The organism is Streptomyces sp. NPDC041068, from assembly GCF_040647455.1.
Lineage (GTDB): Bacteria > Actinomycetota > Actinomycetes > Streptomycetales > Streptomycetaceae > Streptomyces.
The window spans coordinates 592704-604020 of record NZ_JBEZCG010000002.1; the positions used below are offsets into that span (position 1 = coordinate 592704).

Sequence of the window (11317 nt, forward strand, 5' to 3'; positions counted from 1 at the left end):
TCCGCCTCGTCAGCGCCGCTTCGGGTCGACCAGCCCGGCCCGCCGCAGCGCCTCGGCCATCGCGTCGTTGGCGGGCGGCGGCGCCTGGCGCTGCGGCTTCTGCCCGCCCTTGCCGCCCCGTCCGCCACCGCGCTGGCCCTGGCCCTGCCGCTGCCCCTGCTGCCGCTGCTGCGGCGGACGCCCGCCCCGCTTCGGCCGGTCCTCACCGGAGGCGGCCGCCTCGTCGTCGAGGCGCAGCGTCAGGGAGATCCGCTTGCGCGGGATGTCGACGTCCATGACCTTCACCTTGACGATGTCGCCGGGCTTCACGACATCCCGCGGGTCCTTGACGAACGTCTTCGACATGGCGGAGACGTGCACCAGACCGTCCTGGTGGACGCCCACGTCCACGAAGGCGCCGAACGCGGCCACATTGGTGACGACGCCTTCGAGCACCATGCCGGAGGCGAGGTCGGAGATCTTCTCGACGCCGTCCTTGAAGGTCGCCGTCTTGAAGGCGGGCCGCGGGTCGCGTCCGGGCTTCTCCAGCTCCTTCAGGATGTCCGTGACCGTCGGCAGCCCGAAGACCTCGTCCACGAACTCATCGGGCCGCAGAGAGCGCAGCGTCGCCGTGTTGCCGATCAGCGAGGCGACCTCGCCGCCCGCCGACTTCACCATCCTGCGCACCACGGGGTACGCCTCGGGGTGCACGCTGGAGGAGTCCAGCGGGTCGTCGCCGCCGCGGATGCGGAGGAAGCCCGCGCACTGCTCGTACGCCTTCGGGCCGAGCCGGGCGACGTCCTTGAGGCCCTTGCGGTTCTTGAACGGGCCGTTCGCGTCGCGGTGCGCCACGATGTTCTCCGCCAGGCCCGCGCCGATGCCGGAGACCCGGGCGAGCAGCGGGGCGGACGCGGTGTTCACGTCCACGCCGACGCCGTTCACACAGTCCTCGACGACCGCGTCGAGCGAGCGGGACAGCTTCACTTCCGACAGGTCGTGCTGGTACTGGCCGACGCCGATCGACTTCGGGTCGATCTTCACGAGCTCGGCGAGCGGGTCCTGAAGGCGCCGCGCGATGGAGACGGCGCCGCGGATGGACACGTCGAGGTCAGGGAGCTCCTGGGAGGCGAATGCCGACGCCGAGTACACGGAGGCGCCCGCCTCGGAGACCATCACCTTGGTGAGCTTCAACTCGGGGTGCTTGGCGATGAGTTCGGCGGCGAGCTTGTCCGTCTCGCGCGACGCCGTGCCGTTCCCGATGGCGATCAGGTCGACCGCGTGCTCCTTGGCGAGCTTCGCGAGCGTGGCCAGGGACTGGTCCCACTTGTTGGCGGGGACGTGCGGGTGGATCGTGTCGGTCGCGACGACCTTGCCGGTGGCGTCGACCACGGCGACCTTCACACCCGTACGGAAACCGGGGTCGAGGCCCAGCGTCGCGCGCGTGCCCGCGGGGGCCGCGAGCAGCAGGTCGCGCAGGTTGGACGCGAAGACCCGCACCGCCTCGTCCTCGGCGGCGGTCCGCAGCCGCAGCCGCAGGTCGATGCCGAGGTGCACGAGGATCCGGGTGCGCCAGGACCAGCGCACCGTGTCCTGGAGCCACTTGTCGGCGGGGCGGCCGCGGTCGGCGATGCCGAAGCGGTGGGCGACGATGCCTTCGTACGAAGACGGAACCCCCGGCGAGGCGTCGGCCTCCTCGGGCTCCAGGACGAGGTCGAGGACCTCCTCCTTCTCGCCGCGCAGCATGGCGAGGACGCGGTGCGAGGGCAGCTCCTTGAAGGGCTCGGCGAAGTCGAAGTAATCGGCGAACTTGGCGCCGGCCTCCTCCTTGCCGTCACGGACCTTCGCGGCGAGGCGGCCGCGCACCCACATGCGCTCGCGCAGCTCGCCGATCAGGTCGGCGTCCTCCGAGAACCGCTCGGCGAGGATCGCGCGGGCGCCGTCCAGGGCGGCCTGCGGGTCCGCGACGCCCTTGTCGGCGTCCACGAACGCGGCAGCGGCGGCCTGCGGCTCCACGGTCGGGTCGGAGAGCAGTCCGTCCGCCAGCGGTTCGAGGCCGGCCTCGCGGGCGATCTGTGCCTTCGTACGCCGCTTCGGCTTGAAGGGCAGGTAAATGTCCTCCAGGCGCGCCTTGGTGTCCGCCTCGCGGATCCGCGCCTCCAGTTCGTCGGTGAGCTTGCCCTGCTCACGGACCGAGTCGAGGATCGCGGCGCGCCGGTCCTCCAGCTCGCGCAGATAGCGCAGCCGCTCCTCGAGCGTGCGCAGCTGCGCGTCATCGAGCATCTCGGTCGCTTCCTTGCGGTAGCGCGCGATGAAGGGCACCGTGGAGCCGCCGTCGAGCAGGTCGACGGCGGCCTTCACCTGCCGCTCCCGCACGCCGAGTTCTTCGGCGATCCTGCCTTCGATGGACGCTGGAGTGGACGTCGTCAAAGCTGCCACGTTCCGGTACCGCCTTCTCACTGAGGTTGCCGGGCAATTGTGGCAGGTGGCGCCGACAACGGGTGATCAGACCCGGCGGGCCCGGCCCGTACGCCCCGACCGACGACCGGCGCCCCTGCCGCCCCGCCCCGCGGAACGGGAGGCTCCGCCGAACAGCCGGGCCAGCGCCCTGAACGGCAGCGTGACGACGGTGGCGATGGCGGCGCCGATCTGTCGCAGGACGTCCGCGATGGCACGGAACATGAAGTTTCCCCTTTCGTCGCCCCGGAGCCGCCGGGTCGGCGGCTCCGGGAGACGAACGGGTACCGCGCACGCCCGCCGCCATGCCTGCCGCGGGGCTCAGCGCTTGCCGAGCAGATCCGCGGGGAACGCGCCGGCCCGCAGCGCGGTGCCGATGATCGTGGTGCCGAGTTCGGTGAGGCGCTCGACGCCCGCCGCTCCCAAGTGCTCGTAGGGCGCCCGGTCCAGACGGTCTGTCTCCGCCTCGATGTCCCGGCGCAGCGCCTCGCCGTCCTCCGTCAACTCGCCCTCGCCGTCCAGGAGTCCGCGGCCGCGCAGCCGCTCCACGGCGGCGTCCCACTCCTCCTGGTTCCAGCCCCGCGTCGTGAAGACCCACTTCGGGGTCATGCCCTTGCCCGTGGCGGTGTGGCTCACCAGGGCCTCGACGCCGTCGAGTTCGGCGCCGAGCAGGACGGTCAGGTGCCCGTCGCCGCGGTGCTCGCGCAGCAGCGTCGCGGCGTGCCAGTAGGCGAGGTGCGGCTCATCGGGGACGGGCAGGTCGGCGTGCGCGGCGTACAGCGGACGAGCGCCGCGGGTGCAGGCCTCGGCGGCGCGCAGCGCGAGAGCGGCGGCCTCGGCCATCTCCGGCGAGGCGACGAGCTCCTCGCCGAGCAGGCGCCGCAGCGTCGTGTCGACGCCCCGCAGGCGGGCCGCGAGCACGTCGGCGGGGGAGGCCTTGCGCCACACCTCGGGGACGTGCGCCGCGATGAGCTCGTACTTGTAGTTGTAGAACGCGGCGGCCACGGTGCCGGGGCCGACGGCGCCGAGCGCCGCGGAGCGGACGGCGAAGTTGACCGCACTGGGGTGGGTTATCCCGAGCTCGCCCAGCTCCCGCGTCACGTCGGACGAGAAGTAGTGCGTCGAGTGCAGCGAGTTGAGCACGTTGTGACAGCGGCGTCCGGCGCGCGGGTGGAGCGCGGCGGCCGATGACGAGGTCGTCGAAGAGGTCATGGGGGCACGGTACCTACTGGTTGGTATGCGGGGCGCGAGGCCTGCGTCACTGAAGGTCGGCCATGGCAGGAAAGGTGGGGTACTCGTCATTGCAGCCATCGCGCGACGGGCCAAGAATCGAGGACATGGAGCAGCGCACCGTCCTGGTCGTCCTCTTCGACGACGTCCAGAGCCTCGATGTCACAGGCCCCGTGGAGGTGTTCACGGGCGCGGGAACCTGCCTCGGTGACCCCGAGGGCGGCTACCTCGTCCGCACCGCCTCCCTGGACGGCGGCCCGGTGCGCACGTCCAGCGGTCTCACGCTGGTCCCGGACTTCGCGCTGCCCGACGCCCCCGTGCCGCACACACTGCTCGTCCCGGGCGGCAGCGGCACCCGCGGCGCGGACCTGGGGCTCATCGACTGGCTGCGTGCGAACGGCCCGCGCGCCGAGCGCCTGGTGTCGGTCTGCACCGGCGCCATTCCGCTCGCCGAGGCGGGCCTCCTCGAGGGCCGCCGGGTGACGACGCACTGGGCGTCCTGCGAGCAGCTCGCCAAGGACCACCCGGGCATCGAGGTCGACCCCGACCCCATCTACGTGCGCGACGGCCATGTCGCCACGTCCGCCGGGGTCACCGCCGGCATCGACCTCGCCCTGGCGCTCGTGGAGGAGGACCTGGGCCGCGAGGTGGCGCTCACCGTCGCCAGGTACCTCGTGGTCTTCCTGCGACGCCCGGGGAACCAGGCGCAGTTCAGCGTCCAGCTCGCCACGCAGACCGCGCGGCGCGAGCCGCTGCGCGAGGTCCAGCAGTGGATCACCGAGCACCCGGACGACGACCTCTCGGTCGAAGCACTCGCCGCGCGCGCCCGCCTCTCGCCCCGCCACTTCGCCCGCGCCTTCCAGTCGGAGACCGGCCTGACACCGGGCAAGTACGTCGAGCGCGTCCGCGTCGAACACGCGCGCAGGCTTCTGGAGGACACCTCCGACGGCGTGGAGGAGGTGTCGCGCGCCTGCGGCTACGGCACGCCCGAGGCCATGCGCCGCGCCTTCGTCAAGGCGCTCGGCACGGCACCGGCCGAGTACCGCCGCCGCTTCCACCCCGCACGGACACAGACCGCCACATCCGCCACTCACCGATAGGGACACCATGCAGATCGCCATCGCCCTGTACGAGCGCTTCACCGCCCTGGACGCCATCGGCCCGTACCAGATGCTCAGCGGCCTCCCCGGCGCCGAGACGGTCTTCGTGGCCGAGCGGACGGGCCCGGTGGGCGACGACAGCGGCAACCTCTCGCTCGTCGCGGGCAAGACCTTCGCCGACGTGCGGCGCCCCGACATCGTGGTCGTCCCCGGCGGCCCCGGACAGAGCGACCAGATGGAGAACGGCCCGCTCCTCGACTGGCTCCGCGCCGTCGACGCCACGACGACCTGGACGACCTCGGTGTGCACCGGCTCCCTGGCCCTCGCCGCGGCAGGGCTCCTCAAGGGCCGCCGCGCCACCTCGCACTGGCTCGCCCTGGCCGAGCTCGACCGGCTCGGCGTCCACTCCACGGGCGAGCGGGTCGTCTTCGACGGCAAGTACGTGACGGGCGCCGGCGTCTCCGCGGGTATCGACATGGGGCTCGCCCTGGCGGGCAGGATCGCCGGTGACGAGCACGCGCAGACCGTCCAGCTCCTGACCGAGTACGACCCCCAGCCGCCGTACGACGCCGGATCCCCGGAGAAGGCCCCCGCGCACATCGTCGCGAAGTTCCGCGACGGGAGCCGCTTCGACCAGTGACGGCCCGGTGACGGTCCCGCGGCGGCTCAGTCGCCCTGGACAGTCCATGTGAAGCGCGGCTGCCTGCGCTCCAGGAAGGCGGCGACACCCTCGGCGGTGTCGCCGCTGTCGCGCGCCTGCCGCGCCCAGTACGCGTCACGATCCGTACGCCCCGCGGCGAACTCCTTGGCGGCGGCCTGCGTCAGCCGCGAGCGCGCCGCGAGGACACGGGTGAACTCCGCGACCCGCTTGTCCAGTTCGCCCGCGGGCAGCACCTCGTCCACCAGGCCGGTGCGCAGCGCCCGCTCGGTGTCGATCAACTCCCCGGAGAAGAGCAGGTACTTGGCGGTGGCGGGCCCCACGAGGGAGACGAGGCGCCGGGTGGACGACGCGGAGTAGACGATGCCGAGCTTCGCCGGGGTGATCCCGAAGGAGGCCCCCTCGTCCGCGAACCGCAGATCGCACGCCCCCGCGAGCTGACAGCCGCCGCCCACGCAGTAGCCCCGCACGGCGGCGAGCGTCGGCTTGGGGAAGGCCGCGACGGCCTCCTCGGCGAGCACCGCGAGCTCCTGCGCCGCGCTCCCCGACTCGCGCAGCGAGGAGATGTCGGCGCCCGCGCAGAAGGTGTCGCCCTCGCCGGTGAGCACCACGGCGCGCACGGCAGGGTCGGCGGCGAGCCCCGCGAACAGCGGCGGCACCTGGCGCCACATGTCCGCCGTCATGGCGTTGCGCTTGGCCGGATGGTCGATGACGACGGTGGCGACGCCGTCCGTGACGGTGTGCCTCAGCTGCGGCTCCATGCGCCGGATGCTATCCGCACCCCTCGAACGTACGATCAAGAAGGGGTGGAACGAAAGGCGTACAAGGAAGATAGGGCATATAACGCTCCGCCGAGCGATACGGAGACGCTCATGGCCAGACTCAAGGACGCCAAGCCCACCGACCCCGGGAGCGAGAACGCACGGGCCCAGGGCGCACGCCTCAGCCGCAGCTTCGGCTGGCTCGCGCTGCTCGGCGTGATCCTGGCGGTGGCCGGTCTCGTCGGCCTCGTCTACACCGGCGTCGCCACGCTGACCTCGATGCTGCTCTTCGGCTGGCTCCTGCTGGTCGGCGGCATCGTCGGCCTGCTGCACGCCGTCCAGTCGCGGGGCACCAGCTTCTTCTGGCTGGGTGTCGTGGTGGCCGCGCTGAACCTCGCGGCGGGTGTCGTGATCATCCGCAGGCCCGACGTGGCGGCGGAGGCGCTGACCATGTTCGCCGCCCTGCTCTTCCTCACGGGCGGCGTGTTCCGCCTGGTCGGCAGCCTGGTGGTGCGGGGTCCGCAGTTCGCCATGACCCTGCTGCAGGGCGCCTTCGGCCTGCTGATCGGCATCCTGGTCCTCGCCGACTGGCCCAGCAGCAGTCAGTACGTCATCGGGTTCTTCTTCTCCCTGGAACTGCTCGTCGACGGCCTCGGCCTGATCGCCACCGGCGTCGGCGGGCGCCGCATCGTCAGCCTCGTACAACCTGAAGAACGCGCGAAGGCAGAACAAGGAGAGCAGGACCAGTCACACAACTGACCCTGTCATACGCCACCGATCAAATCCCGTCGATAGTCGCTGACTTCTGGTCAGTAGCGCGGTCCGGACCAGAGCATTACCAACACTCGATGTGTGGTGACAATCGAGCGCAAGGGCGGCGACCGAACGATGGAGAACGACGGGAGGGGCTCCGGCCCGCTCCCCAGGTGCGACGGACCGGTGCCGTACGAGGGCGTATGGCGTTTCACCGCCCCCGCCGTCGACGCCTCCGTGCCCCAGGCGCGGCACGCGGTGCGGGACCTGCTGGCCCGGCAGGGCGTCCCCGCACCCGACGACCTGATCCAGGGCCTGCTGCTCATCGTCTCGGAGCTGGTGACCAACGCGGTGCGCCATGCGGCCCTGCTCTCGCCGATGCTCGCGGTGGAGGTCGCGGTCGGCGCCGAATGGGTGCGGGTGTCCGTCGAGGACAACCACCCCTACCGACCGACGGCCCTGGTGGCGGACCACGGGCAGACGGGCGGCCGGGGACTCCTTCTCGTACGCGAGATCACCCAGGAGGCGGGCGGTGCCTGCGATGTCGAGCACACCGCGAGCGGGGGCAAGGTCATCTGGGCCGCCCTGCCCCTGAAGCCCGACGGCGTCTAGCGGTTACCAGCCCGCGGAGGGACCGGTCAGCTCCTTGATCGCGGGCCGTGCCGCGTCGAGCACGGTCATGAACCACGCGGAGAACGGCCCCTCCTCGTGGCGCACGGCCAGCTCCTGCGCCGTCACGAAGGCGGTCGCGCCGACCTCGGAGGGGTCGGGCCGCAGCGGCGCCTGCACCATGCCCACGAACAGGTGGTTGAACTCCTGCTCGACAAGACCCGAGTCGGGGTCCGGGTGGTTGTAGCGCACCGTGCCCGCCTCGGCGAGCAGCGACGGCGAGACCCCCAACTCCTCGTACGTGCGCCGGGCCGCGGCGGCGAACGGCGCCTCGCCCGGGTAGGGGTGACCGCAGCAGGTGTTCGACCAGACGCCGGGGGAGTGGTACTTGTCGAGGGCCCGCTGCTGGAGCAACAGCCGTCCCTGCTCGTCGAAGAGGAAGACGGAGAACGCCCGATGCAACTGTCCGGGCGCCTGATGCGCGGAGAGTTTCTCCGCTGTGCCGATCGTCCTGCCGTCCTCGTCCACGAGTTCCAGCAAGATCGCTTCTCCGGTGCCGTTCGACGAGCTGTTCGCCGCGGTGGCAGGTGTGATCGGCATACCCATCCTTCGCTTCGGTCTTCGAACCTCAAGTCTGCCGTACTTTCCGGACACTCCCGGCACTCCGAGGACCCGCATGTCCCGCCGCGCGAGGGCGCGACGGGACATGCGGGGACGCCTCTGGGGAGAAGCGTCCCTCAGGGACTCAGACCCCGAAAGCGGCCGGATACTTGATCGTGCCCTGCGGCAGCGGAACGGAACCGTCGGACTCGTTCAGGACGAGAGCCATCATCGCCTCGTCGGGCACCTCGAACCCTGGCCGGATTCCGTACCCGGAAGCGGGCTTGAAACCAAACCGCGGATAGTACGAGGGATGCCCGAGGACGAGGACGAGCCGCTCCCCACGCGCGCGTGCCGCATCGAGCACGGCGCGCACGACGGCCGAGCCGGCCCCCGTGCGCTGGTGCTCCGGCAGCACGGCGCACGGCGCGAGCGCCAGCGCGGGAGCCCCGTCCACCCGGCAGCGGGTGATCAGGGCGTGCGCCGCGACCGAGCCGTCCGGCGCCTCGGCGACGAACGACAGGCCGGGCAGCCAGGCCTCGGGGTCCGCGCGCAGCGCGTCGACCAGGTCGGCCTCCGCCTCGGTCCCGAAGGCGGCGGTGTTCACGGCGTGCACCGCCGCGGCGTCGGCCGCGGTCTCCGGCCGGGTCGGCCAGGAGCCCTCGGGCCGCAGGACGTAGCCGGTGTAGCCGAACTCCGTCCCGTGCTCGCGCCGCATCGCGATCTCCTCGCGGGTGGCGGCGAGCGCCTCGGCCATGCCGGGAGCGCCCGGATCCGCGGCGTCCGCGCGGGCGGCCAGCGGGACGTAGTACTCGTCCCAGTCGGACTCGGGCTGCGCGTGCACGCCGAGCACGGAGTACCCGGCGCCGGTGGCGGCCCGGATGTTCTCCCCGCCCGTACGCAGCGCGTAGTGCCGCTCCCAGAAGGAGCGTGCCGCGGCGGACGGCTCGGCGGCCGTCCATTCGCACTCGGTGAGGACGAGCGCCCCACCGGGGGCGAGCAGGCGCCGCCAGGCGCCCAGAGCGGTGTCGAAGCCGATGCCGTAGACCGAGCTCTCGGCCCAGACGAGATCGAACGAACCGTCCCGATAGGGGAGTTCGGACATGTCGGCGTTGACGGCGGTGATCGACCCTTCGAGCCCGCGCGCCCGTGCGGACGCGCGCAGCTCGTCGAGGAACGGCTCGTGCAGATCGACGGCGGTCACCTCGGCGCCGGCCTCGGCGGCGAGCAGGAGCGAGACCCGGCCGGGTCCGCAGCCGAGGTCGAGCACGCGCGGCCGCTCGGGCAGCGCACCCACGAGGGAGAGCAGCTGCCGGGTGGTGTCGTCGGAGCCGGGGCCCTGCCGGGGAAGCCCGTGGTGCAGGGCGAAGAAGGCGTCGGTGAGGGAAGAAGCGTTGTCGCTCAACGTAGGAAACCCTTGAGATGAGAGGGCCCGGTGGACGCGCTCGACGTACGTGTGAAGACGTACGAAGAAGAGACCTGTGAAAGGTGAGGGACGTCAGCCGTGGGCCCGGGAAGTGGGGATGCGCGTGTCGCTGCGCAGTGCGAGAGCAGCGCTCGTCACGGCAGTCATCAACCCACCTCCTCAGTCCTCAAGAATCTCTGGCCACGATAACACGCAACGTGTCGGCCGTGCTTCCGTCCCGTCGCCCGGAGGCAGACCTTCGCCTCGCTCAGTGGCAGACCTTCGCTTCGTGCTCCGCGTGCCCGCTCGGCTCCAGCTGGAAGGTGCAGTGCTCCAGGTCGAAGTGGTCGCCCAGGCAGCCCTGCAGTTCGTGCAGCATCTTCTCGTGGCCGATCGCGTCGAGGGTGTCGGAGCTGACCACCACGTGGGCGGAGAGCACGGGCAGACCCGAGGTGATCGTCCAGGCGTGCAGGTCGTGGACCTCCTCGACGCCCGGAAGCTCCAGCATGTGGGCCCGCACCTCGCTCATGTCGACGCCCTTGGGCGCCGACTCCAGGAGGACGTTCAGGGTCTCCTTCAGAAGCTTCACCGTACGCGGGACGATCATGAAGCCGATCACGAGCGAGGCGATCGGGTCCGCCGCCTGCCAGCCGGTGAGCATGATGACGGTCGCCGAGACGATGACCGTGACCGAGCCGAGGGTGTCCGCCACGACCTCCAGGAAGGCTCCTCGCACATTGAGGCTCTCCTTCTGGCCGCGCATCAGGAGCGAGAGCGAGATCATGTTCGCGACGAGGCCGAAGGCACCGAAGTAGATGGCGAGGCCGCCGTGCGTCTCGGCGGGCGTGATGAACCGCTGTACCGCCTCGTACAGCACATAGCCGCCCACGCCGAGCAGCAGCAGACAGTTGGCGAGCGCGGCGAGGATCTCGGCACGTGCGTACCCGAAGGTGCGGTTCTCGGTGGCGGGCCTGTTGGCGAAGTGGATCGCGAACAGGGCCATGCCGAGGCCCAGCGCGTCCGTCGCCATGTGCGCCGAGTCCGCGACGAGCGCGAGGGAGTCGGCCAGGATGCCGCCCACTATCTGCGCCAGCATGACGGTGATCGTGATGCTGAGCGCTATCCGGAGCCGCCCCTTGTAGGCGTTGGCCGCCGTCCCTGTCGTCGGTGCCCCGTGCGTATGTCCGTGATCGTGCCCAGCCCCCATGGAGCCGCCCTCCCGCGTCGGTCATCGGTCTGCTGTTCGCTGGTCGCGCGACCACAGTGAACTACGGGTGGGGGGTATCTGGCAACGCGGCACTGAACACCGTTGTCATATGCTCTGACCTGCGAAAATGGCAATGATTACCGGCAAGGGGAGGGGTGCAGGTCAGGGCCTCGGAACGATCAGGTCCGGGGTGCGGCGGCGCGTGCCGGGAGCGCTGCGGGGATCGGTTTCCCGATGTCGTCCGCGCGCACCTCACCGATGAGGGTGATCATTCGCGTACCCCGAACGTCTTCGATCGGCGCAGGGCACCAGGTGGGCGCTATGCGGGCAAGCCGGGCGCCGTGCGGGCGCGGTTTGTGGGCGCGGCCCCTCTTCCACCATGATGATCGCCAAGGCCCAGGCCCTCGCAGGCCGCCCTTATCGGGGCGTGAACGGGTGATGAACGCCCGCTTCCCATCATCCGATAGCCTCTGCCGACGTGCCGCCCGGCCGCTGTGGGCCAGGGGCGCCCCCCTTACGCATGTGCCCGGCGCGAGCCGCGCCGGGACTCAAGGAGTGAGT

Annotated in this window: 10 protein-coding genes and 1 pseudogene; 4 read left to right on the plus strand and 7 right to left on the minus strand. The window is 71.3% G+C overall.

Annotated features, from left to right (window positions below):
* Nucleotides 1–9: 9 nt before the first annotated feature.
* From AB0B50_RS06475 to AB0B50_RS06485, 3 genes and pseudogenes are all read right to left on the minus strand, one after another.
* Nucleotides 10–2415 (minus strand): Tex family protein, encoded by a 2406-nt coding sequence (locus tag AB0B50_RS06475; RefSeq protein ID WP_362326490.1) that lies wholly within the window; start codon nt 2413–2415, stop codon nt 10–12.
* Between the two features lie 114 nt (nt 2416–2529).
* A pseudogene (locus tag AB0B50_RS06480) lies at nt 2530–2658 on the minus strand (LPFR motif small protein); the annotation flags it as partial.
* Nucleotides 2659–2754: 96 nt separating this feature from the next.
* Complete coding sequence (locus tag AB0B50_RS06485) at nt 2755–3645, minus strand: hypothetical protein (RefSeq protein WP_362326493.1); 891 nt, start codon at nt 3643–3645, stop codon at nt 2755–2757.
* Nucleotides 3646–3770: 125 nt separating this feature from the next.
* Here AB0B50_RS06485 and AB0B50_RS06490 point away from each other — a divergent pair, with 125 nt between their 5' ends.
* Nucleotides 3771–4763 (plus strand): GlxA family transcriptional regulator, encoded by a 993-nt coding sequence (locus tag AB0B50_RS06490; RefSeq protein ID WP_362326496.1) that lies wholly within the window; start codon nt 3771–3773, stop codon nt 4761–4763.
* 7 nt (nt 4764–4770) lie between these two features.
* Complete coding sequence (locus AB0B50_RS06495) at nt 4771–5403, plus strand: DJ-1/PfpI family protein (protein WP_362326499.1); 633 nt, start codon at nt 4771–4773, stop codon at nt 5401–5403.
* 26 nt (nt 5404–5429) lie between these two features.
* Here the strand turns inward: AB0B50_RS06495 and AB0B50_RS06500 are convergent, their stop codons facing one another.
* On the minus strand, nt 5430–6182 hold the full coding sequence (locus tag AB0B50_RS06500) for an enoyl-CoA hydratase-related protein (protein ID WP_362326501.1): 753 nt from the start codon (nt 6180–6182) through the stop codon (nt 5430–5432).
* 111 nt (nt 6183–6293) lie between these two features.
* Here AB0B50_RS06500 and AB0B50_RS06505 point away from each other — a divergent pair, with 111 nt between their 5' ends.
* Nucleotides 6294–6941, plus strand: a complete 648-nt coding sequence (locus AB0B50_RS06505; RefSeq protein WP_362326504.1) for an HdeD family acid-resistance protein — start codon at nt 6294–6296, stop codon at nt 6939–6941.
* A gap of 129 nt (nt 6942–7070) precedes the next feature.
* Nucleotides 7071–7547 (plus strand): ATP-binding protein, encoded by a 477-nt coding sequence (locus AB0B50_RS06510; RefSeq protein ID WP_362326886.1) that lies wholly within the window; start codon nt 7071–7073, stop codon nt 7545–7547.
* Nucleotides 7548–7550: 3 nt separating this feature from the next.
* Here AB0B50_RS06510 and idi read toward each other — a convergent pair whose 3' ends face one another.
* From idi to AB0B50_RS06525, 3 genes are all read right to left on the minus strand, one after another.
* Nucleotides 7551–8144 carry an isopentenyl-diphosphate Delta-isomerase gene (gene idi, locus AB0B50_RS06515; protein ID WP_362326507.1) on the minus strand — a complete coding sequence of 198 codons (594 nt, stop codon included), beginning with the start codon at nt 8142–8144 and terminating at the stop codon, nt 7551–7553.
* A 145-nt stretch (nt 8145–8289) separates the two neighbouring features.
* Nucleotides 8290–9549, minus strand: a complete 1260-nt coding sequence (locus tag AB0B50_RS06520; protein ID WP_362326510.1) for a GNAT family N-acetyltransferase — start codon at nt 9547–9549, stop codon at nt 8290–8292.
* A gap of 268 nt (nt 9550–9817) precedes the next feature.
* Nucleotides 9818–10756 carry a cation diffusion facilitator family transporter gene (locus AB0B50_RS06525; protein WP_362326513.1) on the minus strand — a complete coding sequence of 313 codons (939 nt, stop codon included), beginning with the start codon at nt 10754–10756 and terminating at the stop codon, nt 9818–9820.
* Nucleotides 10757–11317: the final 561 nt, after the last annotated feature.